The following is a 20,619-nucleotide window of genomic DNA, read 5'->3' as shown; positions in this document are numbered from 1 at the left end:
TAAAATAGTGAAAAAGACTAGAGTTTTATTCTCTAGTCTTTTCCCTTAACTTTCCCTTGATGGATATGTTTTAACAAATTATAATAGAATATGATTTGATACAGAAGTGAGTTTAAAGCTTGATTTTTAGAGGGGTATAGGGTATAAATAGTTACAGTTTAATATGAAAAAACATAGTCTTAATAGAATACAGAACTCCGCTTATGGCTTGTCTCGTAACATGTAAAACACTAGGTAGTACCTAGTGTTTTTCTTTTTGCTCTAAATACATTTCCATTAAAATTCCTTTATAAAAATCAAAAAGATGAAAGTTATTTATATGTTAATATGGAAATATGATACAATTAAATTATTATAGAAGTTATGGAGAAACCCATTATAAAGAAAATAATACCGTTTATTGTTGGAATTGATTTAGCAGAAACTTGGAGATTCTTGTTAAAAGATGTTGGAATTAACTATTTCTTTAAATGGCTTATTGAAGTAGGGATTATTATAACGGCTGTTGTTGTAAGTAATAAAATTAAACAGAGGAAAAGTGTTTCAAAAAATGAAATTTAAAATACGGAAAATTGGAGAGTTAGAGTTATTTTAAAGGAGTTGAGATTATGGAAGTAATTTTTGTACCGCTATTTTTAGGATATTTGGGATATTTCTCTCATTTTGGATATTGCTTAATTGCAATGTGTGCACAAATCATATTTTCATTTATTATTGATAGAAAGAGCAAAGGAAAGACAGTTGCTTTAGTTTTGAGCACTCAAGGCGTTATAGTAATATTAGGAGAAGTTATTTATGCTGTAATTTATGATATTTATCATAGAACTAATTTAAGTTTGCAAAATATTTTTAATAATGTAGATTTTAAGTTTGACATTTTTCTTATTATTATATTTATTGTAATATTATTAATAGTTGGATTTTTTACTTACCGTGGTATTGAAAGAAAAATGGATTATAAAAAATGGATAGCTTTTATATTTGGATATATGATTAATTTATTAATTATGCTATTTATGATGTTTAAGTTTGGGATAATGATTAATAGTTTTTAAGATATTAGAGCTAATATAAAGAAATTTTAATTAAGGTATAATTTAACTTTAGGGCTGTGGTTTAGTTTTGAAAATAAAAAGATAATTTCTGGAAAAAAGATAATTCTTCAAATGAACTTAGTGATGAAATTCGTAGAGTAATTATTTAAGAATATACTAGAATTTATAAGATATAAGTATATTGAAGCTAAATGGAATAAATTGTATAATTAAAAAGAATAAAAAATTCATAAAAGGCTATTTGGCCTTTTTATATTTTATAAGGGAATTGAGGGGGAAAGATGAAAAAAATAATTGTGGGATTTATTTTAAGTTTTGGAGTTTTTATTTTAGTTGGGTGTAGAGATAAGGGCTCAATCCAAGCTATAAGTGCATTGGATCAAGTTTGGAATGGTGGAGTTTCCTATGGGATAGTAAAAGATAATGAAAATGGGACAGACCTATATAAATTAAAAAAGGTAGATTTTCAAAATGGATCATTAAACATTGCTATTAGATATGAAGGTGAAGATGAAAGGGACTTTACTATAACTCCGCTATTAAATAATAAAAGAGTGAAATTTGATTTTGGCGGTAAAGGTTTAACTGATCAGTACACTGTAAAAATAAAAAATGGTGATAATAAGATTAGTATAAAAACTGATGAGTTAAATGACGGGGTTGTTAGCTTTATATTTAAGTCTTCTGATATTTGTTTTGGTGTGTATGGATATAATAATCACGCTAAGATGAAAGAAATAGCGAGTGGTGTAAAATATGATGAGTTAAAGGTTTCAAAAGAAGGGGCTAATGAAGAAATAATAGGAAAGAGTTTAGAAGAAGTAAATTATTCTTTTAAAGTGGAACTTCCAAAGGAAAGATTTGAAGGGGATAACTATGGTTATAAAGTTTTCTTAGGTGATACTTTAATAAAAATAGATGGTAAAGACTCAAAGGTATTTAAAGAAAATAATGATATTTTCGAAGATGAATTTAAGTTTACTTTACCTAAAAAAGTAGGAACATATGATTTATATGTTTTTAGGGAGGCAAACCCTATAAGCGAGACACAACCTATAGGAAGTATTGTATTTAAAACAAAGGTAAATGTAGAAGAATGATAGGGTTTACTTTAGAAAAAATAAAAAAGAATTTTAGTATGTATACTGGAATAATTCTTTTGTTTATAGTAGGTACATTTAGTTTATGTTTTATCGCAGCGATACAGGAAAATAGTATTAAAATAACAGAAAGATTATCTATGGGTAATTATAAGAATCGATTAAATATTACCTTAAATAATGTAACTAACGTAAAGGAAGTTCAAAATATAATAAAAAAATTTCAAGGTAAATCTACAATTAGGATAAACGGAAGTGACTCTGTAGTTTTAGTTAGCTATAAAGATGGCCTTGACTATGATTATTTCATTACAAATGGAAGGTTTTTAAATCCTAATGAGACTAAAGAAGAGATAGTTTTAGGTTACAAAAATGCAATTGATTTGTTTGGAAGTAGTGATGTTTTAGGAAAATCAGTAGAGGTTCTTTCTAAAGAATATAGGGTTGTAGGGATTTTAGGAAATGAAATATCAAAGGAATTAGATATATACAATAATTATATATCATTAGGGTCTGTAGATGATTTTTTCGATTTTTGCTCTGATAATGGAAAGTTAAGTTTTTCATTATATGATAAAAATGAAAAGCCTATAGAAATCGCTAAGGAGTTAGAGGGAGAATTAAAAAAGGTAGATAAAAATATTTATTTTGAAATTAGTGATTGGGAGGAAAATAAATCTGAATTAACTGTAACTAAAGAACAGATTATTTTATTTAATGGAATAATCTTTATAATTATATTATTTACGTCATTTCAGATAGGAATCTTTAATTATAGATTAAAGAAAAAAGATTATAAATCACTTTTAGTAACTGGTTATAGCAAAAGTGATATTGGAATTTTAATTTCAATAGAGAATTTTATTATAGTTTTGATAGGTACAATTATAGGAATAGGATTATTTTTATTATTAGAAGAAAAACTTAGCATCATCTTAAATAAATACGAGTATTTCAATGATTTTAATTTAAATCTTAGAGGAGTAATATATTCGTTAGTTATAAACACATTAGCGTCTATAATATTATCTTGTACAATGATTCTTAAAATAAATAAAGGGCAAATAAAGGATATTTAGGTTATGGGGATAGTTTTTATAAAAAATAGATTAAAAAAGGATAAAATAATAATAATTTTCTTTACTATACTAATTATATCTGGTAGTTTTTTGATTAATTCTATTGATATATTATCTAGGTATCCAAGGTATATAAAAAGTATTTGTGATGTAAATAATACTTACACAATAAATATAAACTACTATGACAAAGAAAAAGGGATAGAAGAGAGCATTTCATCAATCGCTATGATGACAAGAGATGAAGCTAAATTAGATAAATTAATAAAGCTTAAAGAAAAAATATTTAATATAAATAATAATAAGTATAAATTTTTAGAGATGCCTATATTTGAGGAAGTACGAAAAAATGGACAAATTATAGATATAGCTTATATAACAGATAATACAAAAATTCCATATAATGATTTAAATAAAGAAGAAGAGGCTTTAATTTCTAATAATTTAAAAGAAACATACAAAGTAAATAATAGTTATAGGTTAAATCATGAAAATAGTATTAAAGTAAAAAAGGTTTTAGGTTCAGATAAGATTTTATTAAAAGATATATTTGATGAAACGAAATATACTAAAAGTTTTATAGCAATTAGAAAAGATAATTTTTCTAAAGAATTTCTAAGGAAAAATGCCTTTGATATATTAAAAGGTATTATGGTAGACGTTCAAAAAGAAGATATAGAAACCTTAAAAAAAGAAATTTTAGCTATTGATGAAAATATTTCAAGTATAAACTTAAAACCTGTAAGTGATATTATCTATGAAAATTATACAAGTAAAAATACATTTAATATGATAATTATAGCTTCTTACGGAAGTATAATAGGAGGCTTAATTATTATTTCAATGATAATAGTAAATTATATAAATATGAAGAAAAGAAAAAGGGACTTTATGACATTACGTGCTATAGGATATACTTATAAAAGCATAATTACAAATACTACTTTAGAAGAGGGGATACTAGTAAGTTTATCTTTAGTTATTTCTTTAATAGTACAAAAGGCTATATATTTAGTTACTAAAGTAGAGTGGGTAGATATAAGATTTAATGTAACTTTAGTTATAATAATTCTACTTTTAATATTTCAAATTATACTATGTATAGCTATGTATATTTGGTTTTACAGAAATAGAAAAAATATAGTGGTTAGAGGTGAATAAAGTGGAATGTATAAGATTAGAAGAAGTAACTAAAAAATATGGTAAAGATAAAAATACAGTTACAGTTTTAGATAAATTTAATTATACCTTTGAAAAAGGAAAGTTTTATATGATAAGAGGAGCTTCAGGTTCTGGAAAAACAACTATTTTAAATATAATAAATGGATTAGATGGAGAGTATACGGGGTCTTGTTATATAAATAATGCAAACATAACTAATAAAAATGAAAAAGGGAAAGCAAAGATAAGAGCTTTAGATATGGGATATATTCATCAAGAATATTTACTTTTAGAAGACTTATCAGTATTAGAAAATGTAAAGATAAGATTAAAATGTAAAAATAAATATATAAAAGAAAAAAGTACTTCTAAATATATAAACGAAAAAAGCATAAAGGTTTTAGAAAGTTTAGGGCTTAAAGATCATATAAATAAATCACCTAAAGAACTTTCAGGAGGGCAAAAACAAAGAGTAGCTATAGCAAGGTGTTTAGTTTCAGATGTTGATATTATACTTGCTGATGAGCCTACAGGAGCCTTAGATAGTAAAATAACAATCTAAATAATGGATTTATTAAAGGAATTAAATAAAGAAGGAAAGACTATAATTATGGTAACGCACGATATATCTATTTTAGATTATGCTGATGAAATAATTAATTTAATATAATTATTTACTTATTTGAAAAAAATGGTAATATTAAATAAAAAGGGGGGATTATTTTGACTATTATAATAGTGATTTTAGCTGTATTTGTACTGCCAAACTTAGTAGCTAAACTACTTTATAAAGTGGAAAAGTTAGAAAAAACTAAGGGGTATTTTATAGAAAACAAAAGTAAAATCAAAAGTATTTCAAATTTAATATCATTTTTAGTGCTTGCATTTATGCTAGTTGATGTATGTTTACTTGATACTATTTGGCTAGTTTATTTACTTCTTCCGTTTATTATTATAAGCATGACACTAGATAGATTTTTAGATTTAACGTGCAAAGAAAAAGTAAATTCTTTAGAATAAAATAAATTAAAAAAGCAATCAAATTTAATTTGATTGCTTTTAATTTTTATCCTATGTTTTTATTTTTTTAGTAAGTATGACTTTGGATTATTAAGCCTATAACAAAAATAGCTACTTAATATCATTAATGGAAACATTAATTTAAAAGCTAAGCTGTAGTCTATTATATTTAAAAAATATGATAAACAGATTATAATCCCAAATATAATTACAGTAATCCTAGTCTTTAGTAAATAATTTGATTTAAATACTTTTTTAAATAAGATATTCATATAATCACCTCTAAAAGACATTTAAATTAATTATATAATACAAAAATAAATTACACAAATTATTCAAATTAGATATTAAAAGGAAATTAATGATTTCCTTTAGTTATAAAAGTATCTAAGTTTTAGGTTATATATAAAGATTAATGATAAAAAAATAACAATATTGTGATAAAAATCACAGATTTTATATGTAACCCTTTATATAATTTATTTGATAATATGTGAGGAGTGAATTTATTATGTATGAAAATGATTTAATGGCAGTTGGTGCTGCGTCGAGAAGTAAGGTTGATTTATATGAAAAAAATAAGGTAGGATATTTAATATCTTCAATGTTTGCAGGGCTTTTTGTAGGACTTGGAATTATGCTTATATTCTCTATTGGTGGACTTTTAACTAGTGGAGGAAGTGCGGCTACTAAAGTAGTTATGGGAGCTTCTTTTGGAGTTGCACTTAGTCTTGTTATCTTTGCTGGAGCTGAGTTATTTACTGGAAATAACTTTGTAATGGCAATAGGGCTTGTAAGAGGTAATGTTAACACTTTAGGAGTTATCAAAGTTTTTGTAGCATCTTATATTGGTAATCTTTTAGGATCGGTTTTAGGGGCATTCTTATTTGTTCAAGCAGGTCTTAGTAAAGGACCTATAGGTGAATTTATAGCTAAAGGTGCTTTAGGAAAGATGACTGTATCAAGTGGAGAACTTTTTGTTCGTGGAATTTTGTGTAATATTTTAGTTTGCTTAGCTATTTGGTGTTCTTTCAAGATGAAAAATGAAGTTGGAAAATTAATAATGGTTTTTTGGTGCCTTTTTGTATTTATTACAGCAGGATTTGAACATAGTGTAGCTAACATGACACTTTTAAGTATAGGATTATTCGCTAAAAATGGATTAGCTTTAACTTTCGGCGGATTCGTACATAATTTACTTTGGGTTACTCTTGGAAATATGGTAGGTGGAATATTACTAGCATTAGGGTATGCTAAAATAGGAAATAAAAATTAATATGAAAAGATTAGCTGTGTTGCTTAATAAAAAGTGATACAGCTTTTTTTAATATAATAATATCAAAAGTACAGACTACATATTTGGATGTTTAAAAATTAACCATAAATATTACAAAAATGATAAAAATATACTAGCAATTGTTAAAAGTATATGAAAAGGAAAGTTCTAAAAGGATATAATATTTTATTTGTGCTATACTTCACCATATAAGTATTTGAAAAGAGATGACATTATGGATTCAAAAATTTTATATAAAAAATTAAAGTATGGATTACCGGCTGCGTGTTTATCCTTGATTTTATTTTTTACAAATAGGTACATGTTTGGAATAAGCAATGCAATAATTGCAACATATATGACACTATCATTTGTTAATATGAGAAAAAATTTATTTATAGAAAGTAATGGGCTTAGAAACTATCTTGTTCATTTATCTTTAGGAATTTTTGCATGCTTAGCATCTCAGAATATAGTAACTGCAATATTAATTAATTTCATAGTTACATTTATAGCATCGTATTTTTTAACTAGAGCATATGACTCATCTAGATATTTTGTATTTATGTTAGGATTTGTAATAATGCAGCTCTTACCACAAAAATTAAGTGATATAGACTTAAGAATTTTTGCAATTACTTATTCTTATATATTAATCAGGATTTTTTTAAGGGTGTTTAATAAAAATGGGTTAAGAAAAGAAATTTATAGGCTTATCAATGAAGGTTTTTCACTCTCAAGAGAAGAACTTGAGTATGCATACTTAGGAGAAAATACAAAATTCTTAGAATTAGAAGAGAAGCTTATGGAAGTTATCTCAGACTTAAATAGAATAGTATATGAAAGTTCTGAAAAAGAATACTTCCAAATAGTAATTGCTTTTGGTCAATTTAATAATTTTAATAAAAGAATATTAAAAAGGCGTGATTTGGCCAAGAAAAATGAAAAGTTAATTTTAGATTTAAAGAAACTTTTAGATAAATCTAAAGGGATAGAGTCTGGTGAGGATCTTATAGAATATTCTAATAATATAAAAGATTTTTTAGGAAAGTTTAAGGAGAAGAGTACATTTAATAATTGCTTACAGTTTACTTTTAAGTATATTATATCTGCAGCAGTTAAAGTTTCATCTTTAGAAAATCGTAAGGCTCAGAAATTTTTTAGTTTAAAAGGAAGTACCGACGGTGAGGGAGAAATTTTAGCTAGCAAGTTCTCTTTAGATGATTCAAGGGTAAGATTTGCATTAAGGCTAAGTATATTGTTAAGTATAGGATTTGGGTTAGATAAAGGAATAAATTTACCAAAAGTTTATTGGTTACCAATTAGTGTATATGTTATGGCTATGCCTTACTATGAGGATGGAAAAAAGAGAATACAAGAGAGGGTATTTGGGACCATGATTGGTGTTATAATATCATTTGTATTATTCTATTTCTTAAGAACAGAGAGCGAACATATTATGATTATAGTAATTGCAACTATTTTTATGTTCACTATTGATAATTATGTTACAAAATGTATTTATACTACCTGTTATGCTATGGCGCTAACATCTTTATCAAACGCTATTTCACCTGATACAGCTATGGCTTTGAGGTTTTTATATACCGTTTTAGGAGCAATGTTTGCTTTCTTAGGAAATAAATATATATTACCTAATAAAAATAGCTTTGAGGCTTATAAGTCTATACTTAAATATATAGAAATAGATATTGGAATAATATTAAATACTATAGACAGAGGGAAGTATGGGGATGAATTATTATTTTATTATGTAAAAGCAAATTATCTTATGAATAATAAGTTAGATAAAATAATTACTAAAAAAGATAAAAACTATAATAACATAAAAAGAATAATATTGATAAATAATGAGTGGGTAAGCAATATGTTATATTGCTACATACTTATCAAAAAGAGTGATCTAACAGAAAATGATTTAGATAAGATAAATAAATATTTAAGAGGTATGGAAAGTTTATTTAAAAGCGATATAGAACTAGAAGATATAAAAACGAATATAGAGGATATAAACTATTTTCTTAAAGATAGTTACGTAAAAGAACTTAAAGTAAAAGAGTTATTAAGATATACTTTAAACTATAAAAAAATTCCCGTATAAAATAATACGGGAGTTTTTTTATAGTTATTTTTAAGATAGAATTTTTACAGTAACTTGTCTTCTACCAAAAGCGTTACATTCAGCTTCGCTATTCATGAATAAATCTATTATGTTTCCTTTTATAACACCACCTGTGTCAGCAGCTATTGCATAGCCATAACCAGAAACATAAACCTTTGTACCTAAAGGTATTACACTTGGATCAACAGCTATAGTACTTATACCGTTTGGGTCTCTAACAGGCTTTGTACCTGTTGCAGTGATTGTGTGACCTGTATAAGCTGTAGCTTCCATAGTTAATGTTTTATGATCACCTGAAGGTGGAGTAGTATTACTATTATTAGATTCAGGTGTTACCTTTGGCTGATTAAGCTTTTCGATTTTGTCATTTCCTTTTGAAATGTATGATTTTGCTTTATCTACAACTGAGCTTGTAGTAAGTTGAGGAACTATTCCTTGAAGTGTAGAAACCGCTTCTCTTAAACTTGAAACATCAGAAGAACTATCGATTGTTTTTATAGGGCCATTTATTAAAGCTTCTTCATTAGATTTAATTTGTGCTTGTACCCCTTTTAGTTCATCGTTATATTTTGTTTTTGATTCTTCAAGTTTATCTTTACTCTCTTTAACTTTTGCTAAATTGTTTTTATTATCTTCATTAAGTTTAACAACGTCATTTTTCTTTTGATTAAGTGAATCAATATCATTTTGTAATGATTTCATACTTGATTTTAAGTCTGATAACATCTTATTATCAGCATCGACTATTTTATTTAATGCATATATTCTTCCAATCATATCACTAAAGCCATTAGCTTCAAAAACATAAGCTATGTAATCTGCGCCAGAGTATGAGCCAGATTTGTACATTGCACGAAGTCTACTAGATAAGATATCTTGACTTCCTTGTACTTCTTTTTTAGTTTGATCGATTTTTTGCTCAGTATGATTTATTTGACTTTCAAAATCTTTAACCTTTGCATTATTTTCGTCTATAGTCTTATTTAGTTTATCCATGTTTGTTTGCATCTCGTTTATTTGAGTATCTAAATTAGTAATTTTATCACTAATTTGGTTCATACGAGTTTTGTTGTCATCAAGATTCTCATTCACTGCATAAGTAGTAAGACTAATATTGAAAATTAGAGTCATTACTGTAAAAAATGCAAATAACGATTTTTTCATTGAATGACCTCCTTAAAAATTGTTTTCTCATATTATAACATAAAGATATTTAAAGAAACAATTTTGAACATATTATTTTCAAAATTAGTAAAAAAATTTAAAATTTATATAACTATAATTTATAGAAATAAAAGGATTTAAAAAATATATGTAGAATATTTATTTTATTAACTATTTATACATTAGGAGGAAAATAATGAAAATAATAACGTGGTATGTGGAAAGATGCAAAGCGGTAAAGGGGTTTAACTTAAAAGCATCTCTTGTAGTTGGAATAATTGGCGCAGTTATATTTACTTTATTAAACAAATCTATAGGATATCCTTTAAATGAAGCTGTTTTAATGGGAATTATAGTAGGGGCCTTTGTTTGTTTAATGTGGAGTTTATTTATGAGACAAACTATAAAATTTAGAGATAAAGTAAAGTTAAGAGAAGTAGAGGAAGAAGAAAAGATTAAAGAAGAAAAGCGTGAAAGAGCTAGACAAAACGCTGTTAAAAAGAATAATAAAAAGAAAAATAAAAAATAGATTTAAAAAAAATCCCAAAACTAAAATGCTTTGGGATTTTTATTATTTATAAATAGCTGTGCACCATTCATTAGTTTTATGTTTTTCTAAAAGGTTAAACCCATAGCTTGAAACAATATTTGATACTGAATCAAAGCTCCACTCAACCAAACCTGAGACTAGAAGTTTTCCATTTGGTTTTAGGTGTTCTTTTATAAATGGCATAAAGAGTTCTGTTTCTTCTCCACCTATATTTATATAAATCCAATCAAACTTTCCAGAAATTAAAACTTCGCCACTTAAAGCATCACCTACTAAAGGAGTTATAGTTTCTATATTATTTAAAGATGCATTAAGCAAAACTTCATCTTTAATATCTCTTATATCTAAAGCTAAAACTTCCTTTGCTCCTTTTATAGCAGTTGCAAGAGAAAGTATTCCAGAACCTGTTCCTATATCTAATATTCTCATATTAGTGTAGTCTTCTTTAAGTATAAGAGATAATAAATCACGAGTAGTTTCGTGTAGTCCTGTTCCAAAAGCACCTTGTGATATAAAGTTAATTTCCTTTTTATCCGGGATAGAATCATTAGGGTCTTTTAAAACCCATGTTTCATCTATAAAAATAGGGTCCATTTTAAATTCTTCATAAGTATAATCCATTTCTTCTATATCTATAGGTTCTTTAGATAAAATTCCATTAACGCACTCTTTAAAGTTTTCAAAAGGGATATCCTCGTCTGTATGAGTAACTTTTAAAATTATAGGTTCATCATCTTTTTCTAAATAACCATATCCGAATTTATCGGTAGTTATTTCTAGTGGACTTTCATAATAAACGTTAAATATATCGTTTATTTGTAAATTAGATATAGCTAAATCTAAATCTTTAAAATCTAATTTATAAGATAAAATAATCATAAATAACCTCCAGAATTTTTGTGTTCAACTGTAATATTATTATAAAAATCTTTTAAAGTAAACAAAATAAGGTTATAATTTAAATGATTACGAAGGATAAGGAGAAAGAGATGGACAGATTTAAGACTAAAATCCTATTAGCACTACTAGTTATAATTGAAAGCGTTTCAATGTATATTCCAGGTACTCCTATTTGGCTTAGATATCCTGGCAGATTAATAATCCCAATTGCGGTGTTCTTATTAGTTGAAGGATATTTAAAAACGTCTAATAGAGACGAGTATCTAAAGAGATTGATTTTTTATGCTGAAATAGTTTTTATTGGAAATACTATTTTAAAATTAGTCTTTTTAAGAGGAGTATTTAATAATATACTTCCACACGGTGACTTTGTGATGAGCACCTTTCTTATAGTTTGCGGTATAGCTTTAGGGTCAATAATTTTAACATACTTTGTATTAAACGGAAGAATAAATGATAAAAAAGGTATTGTTTTTGCAGCATATCTTTTAATTTCAAACCTTTTAATTCAATATTTATTTAACTACAAAGTATACGTTATACCAAACAATATATTTCTTATGTTAGTTACTTCATTTTTATTCTTAAATGCAATTACAGCTATGGAACAGGCTAGGAATTCTAAGAATTTTACAAAAGAATTAGTTTGTGTTTCTCTTGGAATTTTAACAGAAGGAATAATAATAGTACCTGCCCTTACTTATCTTTTTTACAAGGCAAGAAATAGCAGAAAAATGATTTATCAAGGAATTATAATATTATCAGCTTTATTTTTAGGAGGATTTAATATTCAAGCACTTCTTGCATATCCTCAGTGGATGATGGTATTTTCTATAGTTTTCATTTATTTTTATAACGGTAACGAAGGTAAAAAAGTTAAGAGATTATATTATATAGGGTATCCTATAGTTATATGGGGAACGTACGTAATAGGTAGTTTAATGCTATAATAGTTAAAAAGGTAGTACTTTAAAATTAAGTACTACCTTTTAACTTATTTCTAGAGAGGTATTGATATTTAATTATACGTTTACATAGAGAGGGTTATTCATAAAATAATAAATAAATTTTGATATGATATAATTATTATATAAATAGGTTTAGGAGGAAAAATGATGAAAAGAATAGTTATATTAGATGGTAAAACATTAGGAGACTTAGATTTTAAATTATTAGAAGAATTTGGAGAAGTTACTTATTATGATTTAACTAAACCAGATGAAGTAAGTGAAAGAATAAAAGATAGCAATATAGTTATAACAAATAAAGTAGTCTTAAATGAAGATAATATGAAAAACGCTAAAAACTTAGAAATAATAGCAGAGGCTGCAACTGGATTTAATAATATTGATATAGAATATGCAAAGTCTAAAAACATAGCAGTAGCTAATGTTGCTGGTTATTCTACTGACACTGTAGTTCAACATACTTTTGCTACAGTTTTACACCTTTATGATAAAATAGCTTATTATGATAACTACGTAAAAAGTTTAGAATATTCAAAATCGGGAGTATTTACAAGTTTGGATAGACCTTTTTATGATTTAAAAGGAAAAACTTGGGGCATAATAGGGCTTGGCGCTATAGGAAGAGGTGTTGCTAAAGTAGCAGAAGCATTTGGAGTGAATGTTATTTATTATTCAACATCAGGTAAAAACAATAACTCAGAATATAAGAGAGTGGACTTTGATGAACTCTTAAAAGAATCAGATATAATATCTATACACGCACCCTTAAACGAAAAAACAAATGGACTTATGAATTATAAGAATATGAAAAAGATGAAAGATAGTGCAATACTAGTTAATATGGGAAGAGGTCCTATAGTAGTTGAAGAGGATCTAAGAAAAGCTATAGATGAAAATTTAATAGGCGGTGCCTGTTTAGATGTATTTAGCATAGAGCCTTTAAGAGAAGACAGTGAACTTCTAAAGATAAAAAATAAAGAAAAGGTAGTATTTACCCCTCATATAGCGTGGGCAAGCATAGATGCTAGAGAGAGATTGTTTAATGGTATTTTAGATAATCTAAGAGCCTTTTATAAAGGAGAAAAGTTAAATAGGATAGTATAATAAAAGGCTGCAATTGCAGCCTTTTTAAAATGTCATATTTCCTATTCCAAACTCATCTATAGAAAACTTAAAGTGAACCTTTATAGGAGATTTAGTTACAGTTTCATCCCAATCAGCGATTAAGTTTCTTCCGTATTTTGAAGCAGCAACGAAGCCAAGGTCTAACAAGTCTACTTTGTAGTATGATTTCATGTTATCAACAAAGCTTTGAAGAGATGCTTCGTAGTGAGTTGCTATTCTTTTTTCTAAAGCGTATTTTTGTTCTAAGCTAATACTTAAGTTATTCATATAGTTGTTATTAACGATTTTTCCAGAAGCAGATATGTAAATATCAAAGTAAAATTTATTATCTTTCTTTTTGCAAACTACTTTTCTTTTAGAATCTGTAGTGAAGGTTAAAAAGTTTTTGCTATTTTCTGTATAGTTTAAAAGTCCATGTGATTTATTATTTCTAAGCAAATTAAAGTTAATCATTGAGGAAATAGGGACAGAAGCTATCATTTTTCCGTTATCAAAAACTGAAAAAGCGGTAAGATATAATTTGTTATTAATTATATCTACGTTTGGTGCTACAAATTTTTTTCCTTCTGTTTTGTTGTTTACGTAAGCATCAAATAAAGAACTATTTCCTGTATAGAATGTATGTACTTTAAGTGAATTCATAAGTCCATCTATGTAGTCAGGAGAACTTGGGTATCCTGGGATATTTAAAGCTAGGATGTCTTTTGGTGCATTTGAAGTAGTTATAAATAAAGCTCTATTTGGAACTTGAGTATTATTTAGAAGGCCATCTAAAGCTGCAGCTATTCCGTTATATGAAATCGCTTTAGAAAAGACGTAAGTTTTTTCAGTTCCAAGGCAAAAGCTCTTTCCAGAGTGAAGTTGCCTATCTATTCTAGCTTCAACAGTTGAAGAACCTCTAGCATCTAATAGAAAGCTAGAAACTGTACCATCTGATTTGTATTCATAAACGGATACGGGTACTTCATATTTATCTGTAGCTACACTCGTATCTATATCAAAACCAACTCCTGCCATAAAATTATAATTTTCTATAGGAGTGAATTGATAATCTTTAAAAGATACGACATAGATTATGCAAAAAATTGCTGTGACAACAATGTAAAAATAATATTTAAATATCTTATGCATTTGTTTTTCTCCTTTTAGATAATAAGAATAATATAAAAACATTAAAGACTACGAAAGTTGTTAAAGGAACTAAAAATCTATCAATAAAAAAAGTTATAGTAAGAATATCATTTATAATGTAGGAACCAAAGAATAATATTATGCAAATTATTATGCTTTTAATTGGATTAATCTTATCTAAATCCCTTTTTGTGTTTAAGCAGTAAGTCAAATTATAAATTGAAAATGTTGTGTTTCTAATGCAATGAAAAGCCCAACTTGAAAGAAATATGAAAACTAAATTATTTAAAAAGGGTATTTTAACGGAAGATAAAATATTAAGTAGTGGATAATAAAATACAGTTATTACATCAGGTCCTAAAAAGAATAAATTCATAAAGACTAAATAAGTAAAGAATATTATTAAAACTAAAGAAATACTTATAGAGATTTTTTTATAATCCTTAGCATTTTTTAAAAAAGGTATATAAATTAAAAATATCTCAAATCCAGAATAAGCATAACTTCCGTAATACGCGCCTTTTAAAATATATTTAGGCTCGATTTGAAAAATTGGTGTTATATTACTTAAAGAACCTCTAAAGAACCCAAACAAAATAATAAAAAATATTACAAAGACTATTGTTAGTGAAAATTGAGTGAATTTTACCATAGCTTTAAATTTAAATAAAAGGCCTAAAAAAGCTACAAATAATAGTAAAAGTAAAACTTTAGTAGAATTGTAATACCAAAACAAAGTATCAGCAAAAATCATAGAAAATCCTGCAACTTGAGTTGTGGCATAAGATAAAATATAAAGGTAGAAAATTACGTTAAAAAGAGTACCAAATGTTTTTCCTAAAACTTCTTTATTGATTTGGAAGATGTTTTTATCAGGATTTTTCTTATATACGGGGTAGTAAAAGAAAAATAATGATATAGGGTAGATTCCTGCAATAAGCATACTAATCCAAGCATCTTGTAGGGCAAAAGAAGCCATTATTACAGGGAGTTTAAGTATGTTTACAATTATTGAGTAGCCAAGGACTAAAAAGATGAATTGGCTATTTGTAAACTTAAAATTTGAAGAATCAGTCATTTTTAGTACCTCTTTCTCTGTATTTATCCTTTAATTTAAGAATTTTAGGTCTTCTTTTTAGACTTGGGATTTTATTTCTAATGAAGGTATCTTTCATATCGGGTTTAAAAAATTCTAAATAATCTATTCCGTAAGAATCTAAATTAAATAACATAAATATCATAAGATACATTCCAAAGAAAAAACCAAATGCTCCAAAAAGGTTAGACAAAATAAGTAGGGGGAATTTAATAAGCCTTATTGATAAAGCCATTTGGTAGTTTGGAATCAAAAAAGTACAAACTACGCTTATTCCAATAACAAAAAGTGCTGGTGGTGAAATTATGTTAGATTGAATAGCAGCATCTCCTATTATAATACCACTTACTATACTTAGAGTTTGCCCGACTTTACTTGGAAGCCTTATACCACCTTCTCTTAAAAGCTCTACTATAAATTCCATAACAAACATCTCTAAAAAAGGAGTTAAGGGAATTCCAGACCTTGCTGAAACTATGGCACGAATATATTTGTCTAATAGAAATTCAGGATTAAATTTAGTTAGTATGATATAAAGTGAAGGAAGCGTTAAAACTACAATCAAAGCGAAGAATCTTAAAAGCCTAGCAAAGGAAGCTACTAATGTTCTTTGGTTATAATCGTCTAGGTTTTGAAAAAATTCCACGAAAATAGCTGGGGCTGAAAGAGCATAAGGGCTACCTTCCATAAATAAAACTACCTTTCCTTCGTAGATTTTACAGACTATAGACTCAAAAGAATCAGTAATAAAACTTTGAGGAAAAAAAGAAGCAGAGTAGTTTTCTATAAGTTGTTGAACCCCGCCTAAAGATTGAACGTTATCTATATCAACGCTATGCAATTTTTCTGTTATTGTAGAAACTACAGTTTCGTTTGCGATATCTTTAAGGTAGCAAATATTAAGCTTAGTTTTTGATCGTCTACCTATAGTTAAAGAGTCAATAACAAGGCTAGGGTCTTTTATGTGCCTTTTAAGCATAGACATACTTTGTTCTAAGGACTCACTAATATCTTCTTTAGCTGCAGCTATAGAAGAAGTTATAGTTGGACTTTGAATAGCTCTATATGTAAAGTTTGTAGTATCAAATACGATTGCCTTTTCATTTTCTTCTATAAAAAGAAGTGTTTTACCGCATTTTAGTTCTGATACGAGATTACTAAAAGAGGTCTCTATATAAGCATTTGCCATAGGTAAAACTGTCATAAGTAAAAATTCATAAGGGTCAGTATTATCTTTAAAATTAGAATCAAAGTGATGCATTAAAGGGTTTAGTATATCTAAGTTTATTTGATTTTTGTTTACTGTTAAATCAGAATAGATTATAGTGACTTTAGTGCTTTTATCTTTATCTATTAAAAAATTTCTTTTTACGATTGAATTTTTTGAAGCTGTGGAGTTATCAATAATTTTATCTGCAAAAGAAAGTTCCATTTTATCACCTACTTTTAAATATATCTTATATTTTTCTCATTGTTATATTTAATTATTCTAATAAATTACATATAATAAAAATATAAAGTTAAGAAAGGAAATGAGATTTTGGATTCAGAATCAAAACTTAAAATTACAAATGGTAAAGAAGACGATATAGAGGAGCTCACGAACCTGCTTTATAAAACAGAAGATTACCCAGAAGATGAATGGGGCAGAGGGGAAAGAAATGAGTTAATAGTAAGACTTAAGAAATTAATGAAAAGAGGTGGAACTAGATTTTATTATGATAACTTTAGAGTGTTAAGGCTAGATGAAGAAATAATTGGAATAGCATTATCTATAGAAGGGAAAAAACTAAAAATGAAGACATTTTTAGCAGATTTATTTGTTATAAAGATGCAAAAAAATTTAAAAGAAAAAATAAGATTTGTATTTTTAACATTGGTATACCTTTTAGATTTTGAATGTTTTTTCAATGAGTACTATTTATCTAATATCATAATAAATGAGAAGTTTAGAGGGAAAGGATATAGTGAAATTCTTATAGAAGATGTTTTAAAAACCGCAAAAGAAAAGGGCTATTTAAAGGTATCCCTTAGGGCAAATAATGAAAATCTAGTAAGATTTTATGAAAGACTTGGATTTAAAAGAGTAAATAGTAAAAGTAAGAAATTAATTAAAAAAGTTTAAAATAGAGGCCAAAGAGTTATAACTAATATTACTCTTTGGCCTTAAATTATTTTATTTCATTATTTAAAACGTCATTTAAAACTTTAAGTACTCCGTTTTCTTTATTGCTTTTACAAATAAAGTTTCCGTAAGCTTTCATCTCATCTAAAGCGTCTTCCATTACATAACTATATTTTGCCTTTTGAAGAAGTTCAACGTCGTTAAAATAATCTCCAAATGCCATAGTTTCATCTATAGTTATACCTTTTTCTTTTTGAAATTTTTCAATTGCAGTTCCTTTATTAACTCCTAAGTTAGTAAAGTCAACCCAAGCTTTACCTGCAACTACAGTTTTAAGGATTTTAGAAAAATGCTTGTCCACTATAGGGAAAGAATTTTCTAAAGCTGAGTCCATATCACAGATAGAAATTTTAAATATCTTATCATCAATTTCGTCGTAAGAATTAACTACAGTTTTATGAATATAGTATTTATCAATTTCTTTTAGCATTTCACCATCACAAGGAAGATGGTAAGCAGATTTTAAGCCGCATACTACAAGTCTTGTATTTTTAATATCACTGCATACTTCATATACTTTTTTAATAATATCTTCTGGTATAAGTTCAACAGATAATACATTAGAACCTTCAGAAACAACAGCACCGTTATCAGAAATATATAAAAGTTCATCTGATATTGGTTTGAAGTTTTCATATAAAGTTTTGTGTGGTCTTCCACTTGCTACTACAAATTTGATATTTTTTTTGTTTAATTTTTTGAAAATATCAAAAAATTCTTCGGGAACTTGTCCACCAGGAGTAAGAAGTGTTCCATCCATATCTGAAGCTATTAATTTGATCATATATTTTCACCTTCTCTTTCGTCTCTTAAAAATAATATAACATCTTATTAAATGAAAAATCAATAAAATATAAATGTTAAAAATATTGACATTTACAGGAAACTATAGTAATATTTATTAAAATGAAATATTAGCGTTGATTAGGAGTAGTAAAAGGAGAGTAGATTTTAAGAGAGCTAGAGGGTGGTGTAATCTAGTAACTAACCCCTTTGAACTTGCCTTTGAGCTGTGAGGAATAAGAAACCTTACCGGTTGTTTTGCCGTTATTTAAATTAAGAAAAAGTTTGGATGGTACCGCGTTTATCGCTCCAATATTGGAGTAATAAAGGCGTTTTTTTATATTTAAATTAAAAAGGGGGCTAAATTTTTATGGAAAAAATATTTATTTTTGATACCACGTTAAGAGATGGAGAGCAAACTCCTGGGGTAAGTTTAAATGCAAAAGAAAAATTAGAGATAGCAAAATCTTTAGAAAAACTTGGGGTAGATGTAATAGAGGCGGGATTTCCTATGGCATCAAAAGGAGATTTTGAAGGAGTTAAGCTTATAGCTTTAAATATTAAAAACTCTATAGTAAACGCACTTGCAAGAGCAAATAAAGAAGATATAGATAGAGCATACGAAGCTATAAAATATGCAAATAAAAAAAGAATTCATACCTTTCTTGCAACTTCTGATATCCATATGAAGTACAAGCTAAAAATGACTAGAGAAGAGGTTTTAGAAAGAGTATATAATATGGTATCTTACGCTAAAACTTTAGTAGATGATGTAGAGTTTTCTCCAGAGGATGGATCTAGAACTGATAAAGAATTTTTATATAAAGTTTTAGAAACTGCAATAAAAGCTGGTGCTACTGTTTTAAATATTCCAGATACTGTAGGGTATTCTACTCCAGATGAGTTTGGAGATTTAATTAAAGGAATAAAAGAAAATGTTAATGGTATAGAAAATGTAATTATAAGTGTTCATTGCCACAACGATTTAGGAATGGCAGTTTCAAACTCACTTGCAGCTATAAATGCAGGGGCAAGGCAAGTGGAGTGTGCTGTAAATGGGCTTGGAGAAAGAGCTGGAAATGCAGCTTTAGAAGAGGTTTGTATGGCTATAGAAACTAGAAAAGATATATATGGCTTTAAAACAGATATAAACACAGAAAAAATTTATAGAGTATCTTCTCTAGTCTCGTATTTTACAGGGATAAATGTTCAGCCAAACAAGGCTATAGTAGGCGCTAATGCTTTTTCTCACGAGTCTGGAATTCATCAGCATGGTGTTTTAGAAAAGAGAGAAACATACGAGATTATGACACCTGAATCTGTAGGGTTTAAAACTAATAATATGGTCCTTGGAAAACACTCTGGAAAGCATGCTTTTTCAGAGCATTTAAGGGAACTTGGCTACGATTTAAGTGAAGAAAAAATAGTGGAGGCTTTTACTAAATTTAAAGAATTAGCAGATAAGAAAAAAGAAGTTTCAGATAAAGATATAGAAGCCCTTATTAATGATTCAAGTGTAAAAATAGAAGATAGATATAAGCTTTTAAGTTTTAATGTTAGTACTGGGAACAATATAAGTTCTATGGCTAACGTAAAAATAGAATTAGACGAAGAGATCATAGAAGAGGCAGCTTGCGGAGACGGACCTGTTAATGCTATTTTTAATGCTATAGAAAGAGCTACTAAAACTGAATACACTTTAATAGATTACAAATTAAAATCTATAAGTAGTGGTACTGATGCTTTAGGTGAAGTTACTGTAAAATTAAAAAGCGAAGATAGGAAAGTTTTAGGTAGAGGAGTTAGTACTGACGTTATAGAAGCTAGTGCAAATGCATATATGAATGCTTTAAATAAATGAAAAAAGCCCTAAGTAGAAATTT

General features: G+C 27.1%; 20 protein-coding genes and 1 other annotated feature. Of the genes, 14 read left to right on the top strand and 6 right to left on the bottom strand.

Annotated elements, in window-relative coordinates:
• The first annotated feature begins 363 nt into the window (after positions 1–363).
• The 9 genes from INR60_RS07160 to INR60_RS07120 all read left to right on the top strand — a co-directional run bounded on the left by INR60_RS07160 (position 364) and on the right by INR60_RS07120 (position 8,813).
• Complete coding sequence (locus INR60_RS07160) at positions 364–561, top strand: hypothetical protein (RefSeq protein ID WP_194190789.1); 198 nt, start codon at positions 364–366, stop codon at positions 559–561.
• 47 nt (positions 562–608) lie between these two features.
• Positions 609–1,055, top strand: a complete 447-nt coding sequence (locus INR60_RS07155) for a hypothetical protein (RefSeq protein ID WP_194190788.1) — start codon at positions 609–611, stop codon at positions 1,053–1,055.
• Between the two features lie 281 nt (positions 1,056–1,336).
• Positions 1,337–2,155, top strand: a complete 819-nt coding sequence (locus tag INR60_RS07150; RefSeq protein WP_194190787.1) for a hypothetical protein — start codon at positions 1,337–1,339, stop codon at positions 2,153–2,155.
• Positions 2,152–3,234, top strand: coding sequence for an ABC transporter permease (locus INR60_RS07145; protein WP_194190786.1), 1,083 nt, complete (start codon positions 2,152–2,154; stop codon positions 3,232–3,234). Before INR60_RS07150 ends, INR60_RS07145 begins: the two co-directional genes overlap by 4 nt.
• A 3-nt stretch (positions 3,235–3,237) precedes the next feature.
• Positions 3,238–4,395, top strand: a complete 1,158-nt coding sequence (locus tag INR60_RS07140; protein ID WP_194190785.1) for an FtsX-like permease family protein — start codon at positions 3,238–3,240, stop codon at positions 4,393–4,395.
• A 1-nt stretch (position 4,396) separates the two neighbouring features.
• Entirely contained in the window at positions 4,397–4,957 is a 561-nt protein-coding gene (locus INR60_RS07135; protein WP_194190784.1) for an ATP-binding cassette domain-containing protein, read from the top strand.
• 161 nt (positions 4,958–5,118) lie between these two features.
• Positions 5,119–5,415 (top strand): hypothetical protein, encoded by a 297-nt coding sequence (locus tag INR60_RS07130; protein WP_194190783.1) that lies wholly within the window; start codon positions 5,119–5,121, stop codon positions 5,413–5,415.
• A gap of 511 nt (positions 5,416–5,926) precedes the next feature.
• Positions 5,927–6,691 carry a formate/nitrite transporter family protein gene (locus INR60_RS07125; RefSeq protein ID WP_194190782.1) on the top strand — a complete coding sequence of 255 codons (765 nt, stop codon included), beginning with the start codon at positions 5,927–5,929 and terminating at the stop codon, positions 6,689–6,691.
• A gap of 235 nt (positions 6,692–6,926) precedes the next feature.
• Positions 6,927–8,813, top strand: a complete 1,887-nt coding sequence (locus INR60_RS07120; protein ID WP_194190781.1) for an FUSC family protein — start codon at positions 6,927–6,929, stop codon at positions 8,811–8,813.
• A gap of 30 nt (positions 8,814–8,843) precedes the next feature.
• Here INR60_RS07120 and INR60_RS07115 read toward each other — a convergent pair whose 3' ends face one another.
• Positions 8,844–9,998, bottom strand: coding sequence for a 3D domain-containing protein (locus INR60_RS07115; RefSeq protein WP_238480398.1), 1,155 nt, complete (start codon positions 9,996–9,998; stop codon positions 8,844–8,846).
• Between the two features lie 196 nt (positions 9,999–10,194).
• Here INR60_RS07115 and INR60_RS07110 point away from each other — a divergent pair, with 196 nt between their 5' ends.
• The gene (locus INR60_RS07110) at positions 10,195–10,527 is read left to right on the top strand and encodes a hypothetical protein (protein ID WP_194190780.1); all 333 of its coding nucleotides are present in this window, start codon (positions 10,195–10,197) and stop codon (positions 10,525–10,527) included.
• 42 nt (positions 10,528–10,569) lie between these two features.
• Here the strand turns inward: INR60_RS07110 and INR60_RS07105 are convergent, their stop codons facing one another.
• Positions 10,570–11,427, bottom strand: coding sequence for a 50S ribosomal protein L11 methyltransferase (locus INR60_RS07105; protein WP_194190779.1), 858 nt, complete (start codon positions 11,425–11,427; stop codon positions 10,570–10,572).
• A 110-nt stretch (positions 11,428–11,537) separates the two neighbouring features.
• On the opposite strand from INR60_RS07105, the gene INR60_RS07100 reads away from it, so the two are divergent.
• Both INR60_RS07100 and INR60_RS07095 read left to right on the top strand, forming a co-directional pair.
• Entirely contained in the window at positions 11,538–12,398 is an 861-nt protein-coding gene (locus INR60_RS07100; protein WP_194190778.1) for a TraX family protein, read from the top strand.
• Between the two features lie 165 nt (positions 12,399–12,563).
• Positions 12,564–13,520, top strand: coding sequence for a D-2-hydroxyacid dehydrogenase (locus tag INR60_RS07095; RefSeq protein WP_194190777.1), 957 nt, complete (start codon positions 12,564–12,566; stop codon positions 13,518–13,520).
• Between the two features lie 24 nt (positions 13,521–13,544).
• On the opposite strand, the gene INR60_RS07090 is transcribed toward INR60_RS07095, so the two are convergent.
• From INR60_RS07090 to INR60_RS07080, 3 genes are read right to left on the bottom strand one after another with little or no spacing between them, the layout of a single operon-like run.
• Positions 13,545–14,672 (bottom strand): Ger(x)C family spore germination C-terminal domain-containing protein, encoded by a 1,128-nt coding sequence (locus tag INR60_RS07090; protein ID WP_194190776.1) that lies wholly within the window; start codon positions 14,670–14,672, stop codon positions 13,545–13,547.
• Positions 14,665–15,750, bottom strand: coding sequence for a GerAB/ArcD/ProY family transporter (locus INR60_RS07085; protein ID WP_194190775.1), 1,086 nt, complete (start codon positions 15,748–15,750; stop codon positions 14,665–14,667). The genes INR60_RS07090 and INR60_RS07085 overlap by 8 nt, the downstream gene beginning before the upstream one ends.
• Entirely contained in the window at positions 15,743–17,200 is a 1,458-nt protein-coding gene (locus tag INR60_RS07080; RefSeq protein WP_194190774.1) for a spore germination protein, read from the bottom strand. The genes INR60_RS07085 and INR60_RS07080 overlap by 8 nt, the downstream gene beginning before the upstream one ends.
• Before the next feature lie 108 nt (positions 17,201–17,308).
• Between INR60_RS07080 and INR60_RS07075 the strand changes: the two genes are divergently transcribed.
• A complete protein-coding gene (locus tag INR60_RS07075) occupies positions 17,309–17,893 on the top strand; it encodes a GNAT family N-acetyltransferase (RefSeq protein WP_194190773.1) in 585 nt (194 codons plus the stop codon).
• 46 nt (positions 17,894–17,939) lie between these two features.
• Here the strand turns inward: INR60_RS07075 and INR60_RS07070 are convergent, their stop codons facing one another.
• On the bottom strand, positions 17,940–18,737 hold the full coding sequence (locus INR60_RS07070) for an HAD family hydrolase (protein ID WP_194190772.1): 798 nt from the start codon (positions 18,735–18,737) through the stop codon (positions 17,940–17,942).
• A gap of 127 nt (positions 18,738–18,864) precedes the next feature.
• Positions 18,865–19,051, top strand: a binding site (T-box leader).
• A gap of 55 nt (positions 19,052–19,106) precedes the next feature.
• Between INR60_RS07070 and INR60_RS07065 the strand changes: the two genes are divergently transcribed.
• Positions 19,107–20,597, top strand: coding sequence for a 2-isopropylmalate synthase (locus INR60_RS07065; protein WP_194190771.1), 1,491 nt, complete (start codon positions 19,107–19,109; stop codon positions 20,595–20,597).
• The last annotated feature ends 22 nt before the right edge of the window (positions 20,598–20,619 follow it).

Origin of the sequence: Clostridium chrysemydis, assembly GCF_015234215.1 — a bacterium.
Lineage (GTDB): Bacteria > Bacillota > Clostridia > Clostridiales > Clostridiaceae > Clostridium > Clostridium chrysemydis.
The sequence above is the reverse complement of the archived record's forward strand: the minus strand, read 5'-3'. Positions and strand labels throughout refer to the sequence as shown.